The 14,981-nt window shown below is 71.4% G+C and carries 17 protein-coding genes and 3 pseudogenes; 10 read left to right on the top strand and 10 right to left on the bottom strand.

Going from position 1 to position 14,981, the window contains the following annotated elements; translation table 11 throughout:
- Position 1: 1 nt before the first annotated feature.
- Positions 2-463: a VOC family protein gene (locus ACWCHM_RS11160; protein ID WP_281897287.1), complete on the bottom strand. Its 462-nt coding sequence runs from the start codon at positions 461-463 to the stop codon at positions 2-4.
- A gap of 111 nt (positions 464-574) precedes the next feature.
- Here ACWCHM_RS11160 and ACWCHM_RS11155 point away from each other — a divergent pair, with 111 nt between their 5' ends.
- Entirely contained in the window at positions 575-1,561 is a 987-nt protein-coding gene (locus ACWCHM_RS11155; RefSeq protein ID WP_454222342.1) for a helix-turn-helix transcriptional regulator, read from the top strand.
- 32 nt (positions 1,562-1,593) lie between these two features.
- On the opposite strand, the gene ACWCHM_RS11150 is transcribed toward ACWCHM_RS11155, so the two are convergent.
- The 5 genes and pseudogenes from ACWCHM_RS11150 to ACWCHM_RS11130 all read right to left on the bottom strand — a co-directional run bounded on the left by ACWCHM_RS11150 (position 1,594) and on the right by ACWCHM_RS11130 (position 5,285).
- A complete protein-coding gene (locus ACWCHM_RS11150) occupies positions 1,594-3,096 on the bottom strand; it encodes a carboxylesterase/lipase family protein (protein ID WP_454222341.1) in 1,503 nt (500 codons plus the stop codon).
- Between the two features lie 102 nt (positions 3,097-3,198).
- A complete protein-coding gene (locus ACWCHM_RS11145) occupies positions 3,199-3,612 on the bottom strand; it encodes an arsenate reductase ArsC (RefSeq protein WP_454222340.1) in 414 nt (137 codons plus the stop codon).
- A 28-nt stretch (positions 3,613-3,640) separates the two neighbouring features.
- Complete coding sequence (locus ACWCHM_RS11140) at positions 3,641-4,120, bottom strand: N-acetyltransferase family protein (protein WP_454222339.1); 480 nt, start codon at positions 4,118-4,120, stop codon at positions 3,641-3,643.
- Positions 4,121-4,179: 59 nt separating this feature from the next.
- Positions 4,180-4,908, bottom strand: a pseudogene (locus ACWCHM_RS11135) (aquaporin); the annotation flags it as partial.
- Positions 4,905-5,285, bottom strand: coding sequence for an ArsR/SmtB family transcription factor (locus tag ACWCHM_RS11130; RefSeq protein WP_372446010.1), 381 nt, complete (start codon positions 5,283-5,285; stop codon positions 4,905-4,907). The gene ACWCHM_RS11130 and the pseudogene ACWCHM_RS11135, both read right to left, overlap by 4 nt.
- 76 nt (positions 5,286-5,361) lie before the next feature.
- On the opposite strand from ACWCHM_RS11130, the gene ACWCHM_RS11125 reads away from it, so the two are divergent.
- Positions 5,362-5,808, top strand: coding sequence for an ArsI/CadI family heavy metal resistance metalloenzyme (locus tag ACWCHM_RS11125; RefSeq protein WP_454222338.1), 447 nt, complete (start codon positions 5,362-5,364; stop codon positions 5,806-5,808).
- Positions 5,809-5,818: 10 nt separating this feature from the next.
- Here the strand turns inward: ACWCHM_RS11125 and ACWCHM_RS11120 are convergent, their stop codons facing one another.
- The 3 genes and pseudogenes from ACWCHM_RS11120 to ACWCHM_RS11110 form a co-directional block, all read right to left on the bottom strand.
- Positions 5,819-6,394: an HD domain-containing protein gene (locus ACWCHM_RS11120; RefSeq protein WP_454222336.1), complete on the bottom strand. Its 576-nt coding sequence runs from the start codon at positions 6,392-6,394 to the stop codon at positions 5,819-5,821.
- A pseudogene (locus tag ACWCHM_RS11115) lies at positions 6,391-6,528 on the bottom strand (transcriptional regulator); the annotation flags it as partial. The pseudogene ACWCHM_RS11115 and the gene ACWCHM_RS11120, both read right to left, overlap by 4 nt.
- 9 nt (positions 6,529-6,537) lie before the next feature.
- Positions 6,538-7,092 (bottom strand): hypothetical protein, encoded by a 555-nt coding sequence (locus tag ACWCHM_RS11110; RefSeq protein ID WP_454222335.1) that lies wholly within the window; start codon positions 7,090-7,092, stop codon positions 6,538-6,540.
- Between the two features lie 804 nt (positions 7,093-7,896).
- Between ACWCHM_RS11110 and ACWCHM_RS11105 the strand changes: the two genes are divergently transcribed.
- The 7 genes and pseudogenes from ACWCHM_RS11105 to ACWCHM_RS11075 all read left to right on the top strand — a co-directional run bounded on the left by ACWCHM_RS11105 (position 7,897) and on the right by ACWCHM_RS11075 (position 12,344).
- Entirely contained in the window at positions 7,897-8,688 is a 792-nt protein-coding gene (locus ACWCHM_RS11105; RefSeq protein WP_454222334.1) for a GntR family transcriptional regulator, read from the top strand.
- A gap of 232 nt (positions 8,689-8,920) precedes the next feature.
- Positions 8,921-9,067, top strand: a complete 147-nt coding sequence (locus tag ACWCHM_RS11100) for a hypothetical protein (protein WP_364314566.1) — start codon at positions 8,921-8,923, stop codon at positions 9,065-9,067.
- Between the two features lie 50 nt (positions 9,068-9,117).
- Positions 9,118-9,222: pseudogene (locus ACWCHM_RS11095) on the top strand (helix-turn-helix domain-containing protein); the annotation flags it as partial.
- A 176-nt stretch (positions 9,223-9,398) separates the two neighbouring features.
- The gene (locus ACWCHM_RS11090) at positions 9,399-10,280 is read left to right on the top strand and encodes a helix-turn-helix domain-containing protein (protein WP_454223247.1); all 882 of its coding nucleotides are present in this window, start codon (positions 9,399-9,401) and stop codon (positions 10,278-10,280) included.
- 59 nt (positions 10,281-10,339) lie between these two features.
- Positions 10,340-10,861 carry a hypothetical protein gene (locus ACWCHM_RS11085; RefSeq protein WP_454222333.1) on the top strand — a complete coding sequence of 174 codons (522 nt, stop codon included), beginning with the start codon at positions 10,340-10,342 and terminating at the stop codon, positions 10,859-10,861.
- Between the two features lie 70 nt (positions 10,862-10,931).
- Positions 10,932-11,555, top strand: coding sequence for an AMIN-like domain-containing (lipo)protein (locus tag ACWCHM_RS11080; protein WP_454222332.1), 624 nt, complete (start codon positions 10,932-10,934; stop codon positions 11,553-11,555).
- A 108-nt stretch (positions 11,556-11,663) separates the two neighbouring features.
- Complete coding sequence (locus ACWCHM_RS11075; RefSeq protein WP_454222331.1) at positions 11,664-12,344, top strand: response regulator; 681 nt, start codon at positions 11,664-11,666, stop codon at positions 12,342-12,344.
- A gap of 10 nt (positions 12,345-12,354) precedes the next feature.
- Here the strand turns inward: ACWCHM_RS11075 and ACWCHM_RS11070 are convergent, their stop codons facing one another.
- Positions 12,355-13,533: a MalY/PatB family protein gene (locus tag ACWCHM_RS11070; protein ID WP_454222330.1), complete on the bottom strand. Its 1,179-nt coding sequence runs from the start codon at positions 13,531-13,533 to the stop codon at positions 12,355-12,357.
- A 440-nt stretch (positions 13,534-13,973) separates the two neighbouring features.
- Here ACWCHM_RS11070 and ACWCHM_RS11065 point away from each other — a divergent pair, with 440 nt between their 5' ends.
- Entirely contained in the window at positions 13,974-14,921 is a 948-nt protein-coding gene (locus tag ACWCHM_RS11065) for a trypsin-like serine peptidase (protein ID WP_454222329.1), read from the top strand.
- Positions 14,922-14,981: the final 60 nt, after the last annotated feature.

The following is a 14,981-nucleotide window of genomic DNA, read 5'->3' as shown; positions in this document are numbered from 1 at the left end:
GTCAGCCAGCGTACGGGGTTGCGACGTCGAGGACCCACGTCACGCCGAACCGGTCGGTGAGCATGCCGAACCCCGGGGCCCACGGCGACGGGCCGTACTCCTCGATCACCTGGGCGTCCTCGGCGAGCCGGTGCCAGAGCACGCCGACCTCCTCGGCGCTGTCGCCCCGGACGGAGACGAAGAACCGCTCGCCGGTCAGCGTCGTCCCGTTCTCACGGGTGGTGGCGGTCGGCGCGGCTGCGGCGGGTGCCCCGGCGGGCACGTCGTAGGCCATGACGGCGAAGCCGTTGTCGGCGGTGACCTGGCCGAAGACGACCCGGTCGGCGTCCGGCAGGTCCTTCGGCATGCCCAGGTCGCCGTAGCTGACGACGGTGCTGCGGCCACCGAACACGGACCGGTAGAACTCCAGCGCCGCGCGGGCGTCACCCCGGAAGTTGAGGTGCGTGGTGGCGGAGATGGCCATGGTCGACTCCTTGCTGATGGTGCTCGACGCCCGGAAATGGGCTGGTCAGGAAGAAGATTCGCAGCAGTAGGTGACAGGTTGTGGCACCTACTGCTGGCAGAATCTCCCCTCATGCCGACCACGTCCGCCCGCCTGCTCGCCCTGCTGTCGCTGTTGCAGAGCCGGCGGGACTGGCCCGGCGGGGTGCTGGCCGAACGGCTGGGCATCAGCCTGCGTACGGTGCGCCGCGACGTCGACCGGCTGCGGGAACTCGGCTACCCCGTCGCCGCCGTCAAGGGCCCCGACGGTGGTTACCGGCTCGACGCCGGCACCGAGCTGCCCCCGCTGCTGTTCGACGACGAACAGGCCGTCGCCCTGACCGTCGCGCTCCAGGTCGCGGCGACCGGTGCCGACGGAGCACTCGCGGACGCCGCCGCGCGGGCGCTGCACACCGTACGACAGGTGCTGCCTGCCCGGCTGCGGCAGCGGGTCGGGACGCTCAGCGTGACCGCCGTCGCGCGACCCGCCACCACGGCGGCCGAACCGGTCGACGGCGAGGTGCTGCTGGCGCTCGGCACCGCCGTGCACGCCCGCGAGATCCTGCGCTTCGACTACGGCACCGACCGGACCGCCGGGCCGGCCCGGCACGCCGAGCCGCATCACGTCGTCACCTGGGACGGCCGATGGTACCTCGTCGCCTGGGACCTCGAGCGGGCCGACTGGCGGACCTTCCGCGTCGACCGGATCACCCTGCGCCCGCCGCACGGGCCCCGCTTCACCCCGAGACCCCTGCCCGGCGGGGACGTCGCCACGTACCTCACCGGGGTCTTCCGGGGGTCGGCCGGCGGGTCGGCGGACTGGCCGTGCCGGGGCACGGTGCTGCTCGACCTGCCTGCGGCGGCCGTGGCCCGGCACACCCGCGACGGCCTCGTCGAGGAGATCGCCCCCGACCGGTGCCGGCTCACCCTCGGGTCGTGGTCCTGGGTGAGCCTGGCCGCCGCCGTCGCCCGGTACGACACCGGCATCACCGTCGTCGGCCCGCCGGCCCTCACCGAGGCGTTCGCGCTGCTCGCCGACCGGTTCACCCGCACCGCCACCGGTGGTGGTGCCGGGCGGTGACGCGGCCGGGTTCCGCCGCCGCCCCGGCGCGGTCAGGCGAGCAGCGGGAGCGCGCCGAAGGTGTGGTCCCGCCACAGCAGCCGGGAGGCGTCCTCCGGATACGCGGCCACCGTCGACCGCCCGTCGAAGATCCGGGTACGGCGACCGGCGTCGTACGACGGCCAGCCGGGGTCGCCGGTCGCGGCGAACGTCGTCCACGCTTCGCGGAGCTGCCCGGACAGCTCGTGCGCCGCCGGCGGAGGTGGATCACCGATCAGCATGGCGGGCTGCCCGCTGGTCAGGTTGCCGAAGACCAGCGGCACGTCGAGACCGTGACAGGCACCGAGGTCACCGCCCAGGCCCGGCGCCGGCCAGGTCAACTCGTAGAGGTACGCCCGGCCGCCCCCGACGAGTTGCGCCTCGGCCAGGTGCAGGCTCGGCATCCGGAACAGCCAGTCGGCGTTGACCAGCTCGTAGAGCTGCTCGTCGGTGGCGGCCGGGAACGCCTCCCGGTAGCGGCGGGCACCGTCCGGGCCGGGGGCCAGCATCCGCAGCGCCGTCCCGGTCTGCTCCGGCGTGACCTGGCCGAGCACGCCGTCGAGCAGGCTGAACAGCCGGTGCTCGTCGCGGGTGTGCCCGACGAGCAGGTCGACGTCCCGCGCGGCACCGTCGGCCAGCGCCCGCCACGGGGTCGCCGGCAGCACGTCACCGTCGACGACCGGCGCGAACGGGATCGGCCGGTGGGTGATCTGACCCCACCGCTCCCGCCACTGGAGAATCTTGGCCGAGATCGCCTGGCCCACGGCCGGCAGCCGATCCGGCGGCACCGCCGACAGGTCGGCCAGGGTCGGTCGTACCCCCAGCTCGGCGGCGCAGGCGGCGGTGACGTCGGCGGCCAGGTCGGGTGAGAAGAACGTCCCCGGGACGCTCTGCGCGACCGCCCGCCGGAACAGCCCGGCGGCGCGCGGCATCGCCAGCAGCGCGGCGACCGAGCCGCCGCCGGCCGACTGCCCGACGACCGTCACCCGGTCCGGGTCGCCGCCGAAGGCGCGGATGTTGTCCCGCACCCACTCCAGGGCCGCCACCTGGTCGAGCAGCCCCCGGTTGGCCGGTGCCCCGTCGAGCTGCCCGAAACCCTCGAAGCCGAGGCGGTAATTGAGCGTCACCACGACGGTGCCGCCGCCGGCGAGGTGCCCGCCGTCGTACTCCGGCAGGCCGGAACAGCCGACGAGGTAGCCGCCACCGGGAATCCACACCAGCACCGGCAACCCGGCCGCCGGGTCCGGGTCCGGCGTCCAGACGTTGAGCGTCAGCCAGTCGTCGCCGGTCCCCTGCGGGGACGTCCCGAACGCGCCGGGCTGCGGGGGCGGCGGACCGAAGGCGAACGCCTGACGTACGCCGTCCCAGCCGCGTACCGGCTGCGGCGCGGCGAACCGGAGGGCACCGACGGGCGGTTCGGCGTACGGGATGCCCCGGAACACCGCCCGGCCCGCCTCCCGGCAGCCGCGCAGGACACCTGACACGGTACGGACTTCCGGCTCGGACTCCGACGGCATGCTGGCCCCTCCCCCGCTCCCGGTCGGCCGCAGCATCCCAACGCCGGCCGACCACCGGCAAACCATTTAGGGCCGGTGAACGAGATCGATCAGGTTGAACACTCAGGTCAGGTCGTCGAGGAGCCGGGCGACGTGCTGGCGGATCTCGTCGCGGACCTCGCGGACGACGGACAGCGGCTGGCCGGCGGGGTCGGTGAGTTTCCAGTCCTCATAGCGTGTGCCGGGGAAGACGGGGCAGGTGTCGCCGCAGCCCATCGTGACGATCACGTCGCTGGCCTCGGCGGTGTCCCAGTCGAGGATCTTCGGCTGTTCACCCGCGATGTCGATGCCGACCTCGCGCATGGCTTCGACCGCGACGGGGTTGACGTGTTCGGCGGGTGCGGAGCCGGCGGAGCGGACCTCGACGGCGTCCCCGGCGAGGTGGCGCAGCCACCCGGCGGCCATCTGGGAACGGCCGGCGTTGTGGACGCAGACGAACAGCACCGACGGCGTGGTGTGCCGGGTGGGGGTGCTCATGGGTGGACCTCTTCCGGTGCGGCGGCGGTCAGGTGACGGTGGGACTGCGGCGTTCGATGAGGACGACGTCGCGCCACCGGTCGTGGTGGCGGCCGAGGCGTTCGCGGACGCCGATGGTGCGGAAGCCGCAGGCGTGGTGCAGGGCGAGGCTGGCGGTGTTCTCGGGGAAGACCCCGGACTGGATGGTCCAGATGCCGGCCTGTTCGGTGGAGTCGATGAGTCGGTGCAGCAGGAGCCGGCCGACGCCTCGGCCCCGGGCGTCGGGGTGGACGTAGACGGAGTGCTCCACGACCCCGGCGTAGACGCACCGGTCGGACACCGGGGTGCACGCGACCCAGCCGAGCACGCGGCCGGCAGCCGTGTGGTCGACGGCGACCCAACGGTGTCCGGGCAGGCGGGTGGCGGCGAACCGGGCCCAGGTGGGTGGTTCGGTCTCGAAGGTGGCGTCGCCGGTGGCGATCCCGTGCCGGTAGATGTCGAGCACCGCCGGGGCGTGCTCGTCGGTCATCGGCACGAGACCGGGTCGGGGCGACCGGACGCCGGTCATGAGGCGGCCCGTTCCGGCTGCGCCGGTGCCAGCTCGACCGCCACGCCGTCCCGCTGTCGGACGGTCGGATACCACCAGGTGATCGCGGCGACCGCGACCCCGACGGCGGCGAGCTGCGCGGCGACGAACCCGGCCGCCGAGGTGGGGGCGATGCCGGCGAACGTGTCGGTGAACATGCGGCCGATCGTGACGGCCGGGTTGGCGAACGAGGTGGAGGCGGTGAACCAGTACGCGCCGCCGATCCATGCCCCGACCGCCGCCGGAGCGAAGTCGGTCCGGCGGGACCGGGCGAGGGCGGCGATCAGCAGCAGGAGCCCGGCGGTCGCGACGACCTCGGCCAACCACAGTCCGCCCCCGTCCCGCCGGTGGGTGGAGACCGTGACGGCGGGCAACCCGAACATCAGGTGCGCGAGGACCGTGCCGCCGACCGCACCGAGCGCCTGCGCCACGACGTACGCGCCGAGGTCACGGGTCGACAGACCGGCTCCCGTACGGCGGGCCTGCCACCAGTCGGCGAGCGACACGACGGGGTTGAGGTGGGCACCGGACACCGGGCCGAAGATGAGGATCAACGCGCCGAGGGCGAATGCGGTGGCGATGCTGTTCTCCAGCAGTTGCAGCCCCACGTCGCCCGGCGACAGGCGGGTGGCGGCGATCCCGGAGCCGACCACGGCGGTGACGAGCAGGCCGGTGCCGACCAGTTCCGCCGACGCCCGACGCAGCACGGCGTGCGGCGGGTCGGGCGTCACCGGGTCGGCCCGGTCGACGCGGCGGCGGCCGACACGTCCAGGAGCTGGGACAGGACGGCGAGACGGGCCGGGACGATCCAGTAGTAGACCCAGGTGCCCCGGCGCTGGCAGTCGATCAACCCGGCCTCACGCAGCACCTTCAGGTGGTGGGAGATCGTCGGGCCGGTCAGGGTGAACGCGTCGGTCAGCTCGCACACGCACACCTCGCCGCCGGCCCGCGCGGCGATCAGGGACAGCAGCCGCAGCCGTACCGGATCACCGAGGGCCTTGAAGCCGCGCGCCAGACCGGCGGCGGCGTCCTCCGTCAGGGCCTCGGTGACCATCGGCGTGCAGCAGGCCGACGGGTCGGCGAGGACTGGCAGCTCTTGTCTCGACACCCGTCTAGTTTGACAAGCATCGAACCAGAGTGCAATTCTCTGCCTAGACAGTTATCTAAACAACAGGAGGTGTGGGATGTCCCGCGTCCAGCTCGCCCTGCGCGTCGCCGACCTGGAAGGGTCGATCGCGTTCTACTCGAAGCTGTTCGGCACCGAGCCGGCCAAGCGGCGACCCGGCTACGCCAACTTCGCCATCGAGGAGCCCCCGCTGAAGCTGGTCCTGCTCGAAGGCGACCCGGACCAGGCCACCGCGCTCGACCACCTCGGCGTCGAGGTGTTCGACGGCGCGCAGGTCACCGCCGCCACCGACCGGCTCACCGAGGCCGGGCTGATCACCCTGACCGAAAACGACACCTCCTGCTGCTACGCCGTCCAGGACAAGGTCTGGGTCCGTGGACCCGGCGACGAGCGCTGGGAGGTGTACGTGGTCAAGGGCGACTCCGACCAGTACGGCACCTCCGCGCCGACCCCGCCCGCAACCGACGACGAAAGCACGTGCTGCGCGACCACGTCCCGCAGCTGACGCCTGGGGGCTACACCGGAGGCGGGGTGAGCCAGCCGAGGGGTTCTCCGCTGAGGGCGGCTTCCGCCAGGCGGTGCGCGCCGGCGGTCTTCAGTGCCGCACGTGAGCTGTCGATCCAGCGTTGGACGTCGCCGATGCCCTGGTGGCGGTATTCGACCGCCTGGACGAGGCACTCCAGCTTGTCGGCGTCGCGGGCGACGATGGCCTCCGGCGTCTCGCCCGCTTCGTACTCGGCGACGGCGGCGTTGATCAGGTCGGCGACGGCCGGCGGGCAGGCGGCGACCTGATCGGCGGTGACCGTGGCGTTAGGCGCGGCGGTGAGATAGCGCCTGGCGATGTGCGGGATGTCGGTGATCCGGGTTTCCTGGGTGTCGTGCAGGACGCACAGCATCGACACCCGGGCCGGGTCGGCACCCTCCATGGCGGCGAGCACCATCCCGATCAGCGCGGTCCGGAACGAGTGGTCGGCGATGGATTCGGGGTCTTTGACGCCGGCGAACCACCACCCGGTTCGGGCGGCGCGCTTGAGAACGCCGGCCTCGAAGATGAAGCGCATGGCTCCGGCGGCGTCGTGGTCGTCGTTCATCTGCCCGTCCCTGTGCCGGTGACTCCGTCTGCCCGCAGGCTGTAGTCAATAGACGTTAGTTCCTGCCGGGTCTGGGGAGAGACGCGGTCGCTGTCCAGGAGCCGGGTTTTGCGTCTGATGAGCGTGCGGCCCTCGACGCTGGCTCAGTTCGCCGTAAGTGGGTCCGAGGCGTACCCCTGCTCCACGCACAACGCCGCTCTGGAGTAGCGGGCAAGCACCTTCCCGCCGTCGCGTTGCGGGTCAGCCAGGCCCACCGTCACGCACCTGCCAAAATCGGTGCCGACACTGTGCACCGTCACCCCACGCTGCTGCCAGAACGCCTGGTCGTCCCGAACCTTAGCGGCCCATTCCTCAAGACTCGCCCCCGAGTACGTAGCGTCGACGAAGTCGACCAGCACCGCCGGCGCCAGGGCGCGTACCGCCGCGTCCATACCGGAGGTCGGCACGCGGTAGACCAGCAGGCGCCCGCCCGGCATGTCCACGGCCACGCCGGCGTACGCGGCCGGCCACCGACCCGGGGCGACCTCACCCACCCGAGCGCCGGCGTCCATCAGCGCCTCCTGACCTGGCCAGTACGACTGCCCCGGCACGGGCGACGAGGGCGGCAGCTGCGGCGCGGCCTGCGCGGCGACGGTGCCGCAGGCGGCGAGCGCGGCGAGCAGCGGCGCGGCGAGCAGCGTAGTCAGACGACGGTGCATGGTCGGACCTCCTACGAGGGTGCCATTCGGACACTATGGGTATAACGATCGGTCGGTGGGGAGACTCACGGCCTCGACGCTCGGGGTGCATCAGCGCGGACACTGACCCGACACCTGTGACGCCGCCTACGTAGCCGGACGAAGCACCTGGTGCCTGGTGGCCATGCCGGCGGTGGTGGAGCAGGCCAACCACTTCCGGTCCGGGGCGGTGCAGCTTTTGCCGACTGCAACCAGCCGTTGTTGAGCTGTTGAACGGCCTGCAGTGCTGTCGAATATGGCATTCAGGGGGACTCATTCCGGCGGCACGCCTTGCCGCCAACGCGGACAGCTACATCACCGTGACCCTGAGAAGTCGTTGTCGGAGCAGTAGTAGAAGCCTGGAAGGCAGCCCAGGCATGAGCAGTAAGAGTTTTGTCAATGACCACACCAAGGAGGCGGAGGATCAACCGAGATTGCCCGTCGCGGCGGCCCCCGCGCCGTCGTGCGGCTGAGGGAAACACAGGCTCTCCCGCTGTCGATCGCGGCCGCACTCACTGCGGTGACGACGTTCGTGGTTGAGGTAGTCCAGCGTTAGCCAACGCCGGGCGATCGAAGTCGAGTCGAAGGGCTTGACCTCGACACCTCGGTTGAGTGACGTTGAAGTCTTGGACAGAAAGCATCGAAACAGACGCTTTAAGTAATCGATATTGTCTTATGACAGTTCATGCAACCTAAGATAAATTTCTGGCGGTCGACCATTGGGTTGGTCGGATACCCGAACCGTCCCGCAAGTAGCCTTCTGTCAGACGACAGTTGGAGAATCCGATGAACGACGCGAGCGGCCACGGCCGGAAGCACAGCGCCGACAGCTTCGCTGCCGAGCTCAGGCGCAGGATCAAGGAAGGCGTGAAGGGCTACGAAGCCGGCGCGAAGCTCCCCACCATTCGCGAGTTCGCCGCGAACCCCGACGAGGCCGTAGCACGTGGCGTTGCAGAGAAGGCCATCGACCGCCTCAGAGCCGAGGGCTTGGTCGAGTCGCGCCGGGGCTCCGGCAGCTTCGTGCGGGCCAGCCGCATCCCACGCATCTCACCGGGCAGACTCTCGGCAGATCGATGGGGACGCGGGCTGTCGATCCAGGCACACGACTCGGCGAACCCACCCAAGGCCGTCGATGTCACAGTCGGCGATGTCGTACCACCGGCACAGGTCGCCGACGCTCTCGGAGTGCCGCGTAGCGACGTGGTGCTGTCGAGGTATCGCCGTTACGTCCGGGACCGGCGTTCAGTACAGCTCGCCACCGCCTACCTACCGACGGATCTGACCCGTGGCACGCGGATCGAACACACGGACACTGGACCCGGCGGCACGTTCGCCCGGCTCGCCGAGCAGGGCTTCCGACCGACGAGATTCGTGGAACGGGTCATCAGCCGTGCACCGACCCCCGAGGAGATCAACGGGGTCGACGGGCGAGAGGGGCTGAGCCTGCGCCGAGAAGGCAGCCTGGTCTTCGAGATCACCAGGTATGCCTACGCGGACGATCGCTGCGTCGAGGTGTCTCTCATGGTGCTCGATGCCGAGATGTACGAGCTGGTATACGAGCTCCCCGCCGGCAACTAGCCGCAGGTAACCTAAGACGCATTGATTGTCTGCAGACAATCTGTCATCCTTGCCTACGAGGGAAGGCCCCTATACCGACCGGTTCCTTGGCGAGCACGGACGGGGTAGGGGCCACGGAATCGATCCCACGTAGGAGCGGCCCCATGCAGCACGATGCTGTCGTAACTCCCTGGTCCCATCACCACACCCCGGCGGACAGTTCCGCTGCCGGGGCGGGAGAGCGGGGGCGCTCGTGATCGCCGGTGTGCTGTCGGTCCTGTTCGGGGGGTTGGTGCCGGGCTTCCTGCTCGGGTTGCTCGCCTTCCGGGTCAAGTCCCGGTGGTGTCCCCGCTGCGGTGGGTCCACCCACACCGTGCCGGTGCCGGGGCACGACAGGTGACCGGCCCCGGCCGGCAGCGCACCGGCAGTAAGCCGCCGATCGGACGGCGGATGGCCGAGTTACGGGCCCGCCGGGGCATGAGCCAACAGGTCTTCGCCGACCGGATCGGCAAGTCGAAGAGCTGGGTCGACAAGGTCGAGCGGGGGGTGCGTACCCTCGATCGGCTCTCCGTCATCGAGACGGTGGCCGGTGCGCTCGGCGTCGCGCCGCAGCTCCTGCTCACCGGTCGGCACCCACCGGCACCGGCCACCGACGTCGGTGCTGCCGTGGAACGGGTCTGGGCCGCCCTGGCCCGGCACGACGCTCCGGCGTCCGCCCGGTCGGGACGGCGGTGCGGCAGCTCGACGACCAGGCGGGCTACGCGTGGACGGCGTACCGCAACGGGCAGCACCCCCAGGTGTTGCGGATGCTGCCCGACCTGCTCGCCGACAGCCGCCACGCCTGCCACGTCAGCCTGGTGGACCCGCCCGTGCTCGCTCTGCTGGTGCGGGTCTACCGGCTCACCGCCCAGACCCTGGTCAAGCTCGGCGACGCGCACCTGGCCTGGCTGGCCGCCGACCGGGCCATGATGGCCGCCACCCGCGGTGACCCGATGCGGATCGGGCTCGCGGCGGTGTCGCTCGCGCAGGTGCTCCGCGCGCTGCGGCGGGGTCGGCTGGCCACGACCGCCGCGCTCACCGCCGTACGCCAACTCGATCCGGCGGCGGCGGACGGCCACCCGCCGGCACGGGCCCTGACCGGGACGCTACTCGTCGAAGCCGCCCTCGCCGCCGCCGGTAGCGGCGACGCCGTCACCGCCCACGACCTGACCGAACGCGCCGCCCACCTCGCCGCCGACCACGAACGGTACGACCAGGACGGCGCGACGTTCGGCCCCACCAGCGTCGACCTCGCCCGTGCCCTGACCGCGACCCGCCTCGGCGACCACCATCGGGCCGTCGCCCTGCACCGCCGGGCCACCGACCAGGAGGGTTGGCGGCGGCTCCCCGCCGAACACCGCGCCGCCCACCTCATCGACATCACCCGGGCCCACCTCGACCTCGGTGACCACGACGCCGCCGGGCGGGCCCTGGTCACCGCCGACCACATCGCCCCCGCCGAAGTCCGCGCCCGCCCCGCCGCCCGGGTCGCCCTGACCGCCGTGCTCCGCGCCGGCCCCACCCCGGCCGACGTCACCCGCCTCGCCGCCACCATCGGCTTGACCCGCCCCTGACCTGTGCACCCGGTGGCCGGACCAGCCATGGATCTCCTGTGGGGCAGCACAATGACGGCATGAATCTTGCCGCGGTCCGTGCGGATGTCGCCGTGATCGACGATCTGTTGCGGTACATCGCCGAGCGCCCGGTCGACCTCAACGATCCGAACTGGATGGCCGGGCTCCGGCAAGCGCCGCCGCCGCTGGAAGAAGCCGGGGTGGTGGCCGAGGCGTCCGCCGCGCTCGATGCGCTGTTGGATGCGTACGAGACCGGCGCAGCGCCGGCCCGTGCGGAGGTCCGAGACATCTTTCGGGCTTACCCGTCCTTCCGCTGGGCCGCCCACCTACCGGTGGCGTGGGATTCGGTCGGGGAGTTCCGCCGACGACTCGTCCATGTCTCCGCGATGGATCAGGGTGCCGATCCGCGCGACGAGCTGATGACGATCTGGTCGCTGTGCAACCGAGCCCGCGAGTGCGCCATCGACGTCGAACCGGTGCTGCGCGAGGTGGCGAACCTGTCATCCGACGCCGATCTCCACGGGTTCGGCTCGATGCAGATGCTGATCATGCGAGGGCTGGAGGTACACGACCTCGGCTAGAAATCGCGACAGGGAGCCTGGCGCGGTTGTTGCCCCGCTGTTACGTCATGGTGCGGGCACCGTGGCACGGGTGGCGCACCGTCGACTCGACCGGCCACCGTGGCCGGACACCGTCGAGCGGAAGGTCACCATGCGTTCCACCAGGACCCTGACGGCGGTCACGGCCGTGCTGGCCGTGCTGCTCACCACCGTCGGTACGGCGACCGCCGCCGGCCGGCTCCGCACCGGCGTCACCGCCGCGCCCTACTGCGGGATCACCTGGGGCAGCGCCGGGAAGACCGGCGGCGACCTGAACCCGGCACCGCTGCTGACCACCCGCACCGGCCAGCAGGACTGCTACGACCGACTGGTCTTCGAGTTCGACGGGTCCGCCGACGGCTACGCGGTCGGTTACGGCGACGTGTTCACCGAGGGGCAGGGGCTGCCGGTGTCGCCGTACACGGCGGGCGGGGCGGTGCTGCGGGTGCAGTTGCGGGAGCCGGCGCTCGGCTACCCGTACCGGGCCGGCGACCACGTGGCGACCGTGCTCGGCTACCGCACCCTGCGTGACGTCGTCTACGGCGGCACCTTCGAGGGCTACAGCACCTTCGCCGTCGGCGTCCGGGCGCAGTTGCCGTTCCGGGTGCTGCTGCTCGCCGGCCCCGGCACACACAGTCGGATCGTGCTCGACGTGGCGCACCAGTGGCAGGAGTGACGGCGGCGGTGACCGCCCGGCGGGCCGGGGACCGACGTCGATCGGCTCCCGGCACCGGCCGTTGCGCCGGGTCGGGACGGGCCACCCCGGGACTACCCTGGGAACACCATGGACGGCCGGGTGCTGCTGGTCGAGGACGATGCCTCCATTCGGGAGGTCACCGCCCTCGGTCTGCGCCGGGCCGGGTTCCGGGTCAGCACCGCCGCCGACGGGCGGGCCGCGCTCGCCGCCTGGCGGGCCGGGCTGATCGACCTGATCATTCTGGACACGCTGCTGCCCGGTCTGGACGGCCTCGAGGTCTGCCGGGAGATCCGGCGCAGCAGCCAGGTGCCGATCCTGCTGTTGACCGCCAGCACCGACACCATCGACGTGGTGGTCGGCCTGGAGTGCGGCGCGGACGACTGCCTGCGCAAGCCGTTCGACCTGTCGGAACTGGTGGCCCGGGTCCGGGCGGCGCTGCGCCGGGGCCACGCCGTGCCCACCGAACCCGTGCTGACCGTCGGGCCGCTGGAGGTCGACCCGGCCCGCTTCGTGGCCCGCCGCGACGGACGGGAACTGCCCCTCACCGCCACCGAGTTCCGGCTGCTGACCGAGTTGGCCCGCCGGCCCGGCCAGGTGTTCACCCGGGAGGTGCTGCTGGACCGGGTGTGGCGGCACTCCCACCTCGGCGACTCCCGCCTGGTCGACGTGGCGGTGCAACGGTTGCGCGCCAAGGTCGACCACGACCCGACCGCGTCCCGGCTGGTCCGCACCGTACGCGGGGTCGGCTACAAACTCGACGCGGCGTGAGCCGCCGCGCTCAGGTGACGGCGGTGGCCATCCGGCGTACCGCCTCGGTGAGCAGCTCCGGGGAGGTGGCCAGGTTCAGCCGGACGTGGCCGGCGCCGCCGGTGCCGAAGTCCAGGCCGGAGTTGAGCGCCACCCGGCCCCGGTCGAGGAAGACGGCGGCGGGATCGTCGCCGAGGCCCAGCCCTCGACAGTCGAGCCAGGCGAGGTAGGTGGCCTGGCCGGGTCGGTACCGGACGGCCGGCAGGTGCTCGGCGAGCAGCGCGGCGAGGAACCGACGGTTGTCGTCCAGGCCGGTCAGCAGGGCGTCGAGCCAGTCACCCCCGTCCCGGAACGCGGCGGTGTGGGCGATCACCCCGAGGTGGCTGGTGCCGACGCTGACCTCGAAGGGAACCCGGGCGAGGTCCCCGGCGGCGGCCGGACCGGCGACGAGCAGCCCACCCCGCAGACCGGCCAGGTTCCACCCCTTGGAGGCGGACATCAGCGACAGGCCGTGCTCCGCGCCGGGCACCGAGAGGTACGGCACGAAGCGTGCTCCCGCGCCGACCAGCGGGGCGTGGATCTCGTCGGCGACCACCCGCACGCCGTACCGCCCGGCCAGCGCGGCGACGGCGGTCAACTCGTCGGCGGTGTGCAGGACGCCGGTCGGGTTGTGCGGGTTGCAGAGCAGGTACGCCGCCGGCCGCCCGCCGGAGCGGGCCACCCGGAACGCCTCGTCCAGGGTGCCGAGGTCGATCCGCAGGTCGTCGCCGAGCGGTGCCTCCACGATCCGGCGGCCGGCGTACCCGACGAAACCGTAGAACGGTGGGTAGACCGGGCAGTTGACGACCACCGCGTCACCGGGCCCGGTCAGCAGCCGCAACGCCTCGACCACGCCGTGCATCACGTCGGGCACCAGCGCGGTCCGCTCCACGGCCAGCCCGTCCCAGCCCCAGCGACGCCGGGCGAACTCCGCCAGTGCCTCCGGGTACGCCGTGCCAGCGGTGTAGCCGGTGTCGCCGAGCGTGACGGCATCGGTGATCGCCCGCGCGACCGGCTCGGCGAGCGGCACGTCCATCTCCGCCACCCAGAGCGGCAGCACGTCGTCCGGGTACTCCCGCCACTTGACGCTCGTCCGTCGCCGCAGCTGGTCCAGCCGAAGCTGGCGCAGGGGATTCGCCTGGTCCCGGGAGCCCTGATACGTACCACTCATGACATGAAGGCTATTCCGCCCCCTGTCATCGCGCCCGCGCGGTGACAGGGGGCGGGGAGTGCCCCGACCAGGATTCGAACCTGGGCTCGTTGGCATCGGGCCCGCCGGGCGGAGCCACGACAACGACGACTGATCGGCAATTGTGGATCGCACTGATCGACATACGTCTGTCTATTTCTCGACAGCGGCACTCCAACGATGTTTGACCCGGTCCAGAATGGCCGCATGACCAGCCGCAGAGGACCGAATATCGAAATCGACCGGGGAAATCCCCGGTATGTCATGCGGCCCGAGAAGAGGGATTTCCGATGAGAGCAGGAACATTCGTTGGTCGACGCCGAAGGCCCCCCGTCCTGGCTCTGGCTCTGGCCCTGCCGCTGCTGACCGTCGGCCAGCCGGCGCAGGCGGCTCCGCACGCCGACGGTGACAGCATCCGTCAGGTGGGCACGACCGTCAGCGCCGAGGCGTGGGCGGCCGGCAGGCAGCGGTACGGCGCGCAGGTGACTGCCGACGCGGCGATCGAGGCGTATTGGACGCCCGAGCGGATGCGCAATGCCAGGCCCGTCGAGGAGTCTCCCTCGTACAAGGCCGCCGCACGGCGTTTTGCCCAGAGTGGAGGGACCTCGTCCGCCGCGCCGACGAACCGGTCCGCGCCGGTGGATGTGCCTCCGGTGGCGGGCCTGATGGGTACCCCGGGCATGTCCACGCAGGTCATCAACCCGAACCTCGGCTCCAACCACCCGACCGCCCGGTCCAACGGCAAGGTCTTCTTCAACATGGACGGCGGATCGTGGGTCTGCTCCGGCGCGGTCATCAACTCGGTTGGCTTCAATACCGTGTGGACGGCTGGCCACTGCATCCACGGCGGCCCCGGCAGCAGTCTGGCCACCAACTGGTCGTTCGTCCCGGCGTACGACGATGACCTAGCCGACCCCCGGCCGCACGGCACCTGGACGGCCCGCGAGCTGTGGACCTGGAGCAGTTGGATCGACAGCTCCAACTGGGAGGCCGACATGGCCGTGGCCATCATGAACACCCGGAACGGCGTCCACATCGTCAACCAGTTCGGGGGCCACGGCTTCCGTACGCAGCAGGGCTTCGCGGTCGGCATCAACAACTTCGGCTACCCGAGCGACGCGCCGTTCGACGGCGGCAACCTGTTGAGGTGCAGCGGCAACTCGACCCAGTCCGGGGCGCGGATCCGCATCAACTGCGACCTGACCGCAGGCGCCAGCGGCGGCCCGTGGTTGATCGACTGGGATGGGAACTGGGGCTACCTCAACGGGGTCAACAGCACACTCAACTCGTACGCGGCACCGACCTTGTGGTGGTCGCCCTATTTCGACGACACCGCGTCGGATCTGTACAACTTCACCGCCACTCACTGACCGGTGTCCGTCGACAGATATCTTGCTCCGGTATTACGCCCTTGACCTGAGCGGGCCTTC

Source organism: Micromonospora sp. SCSIO 07396 (assembly GCF_053667945.1).
This window is presented reverse-complemented; position numbering and strand designations above follow the sequence as displayed.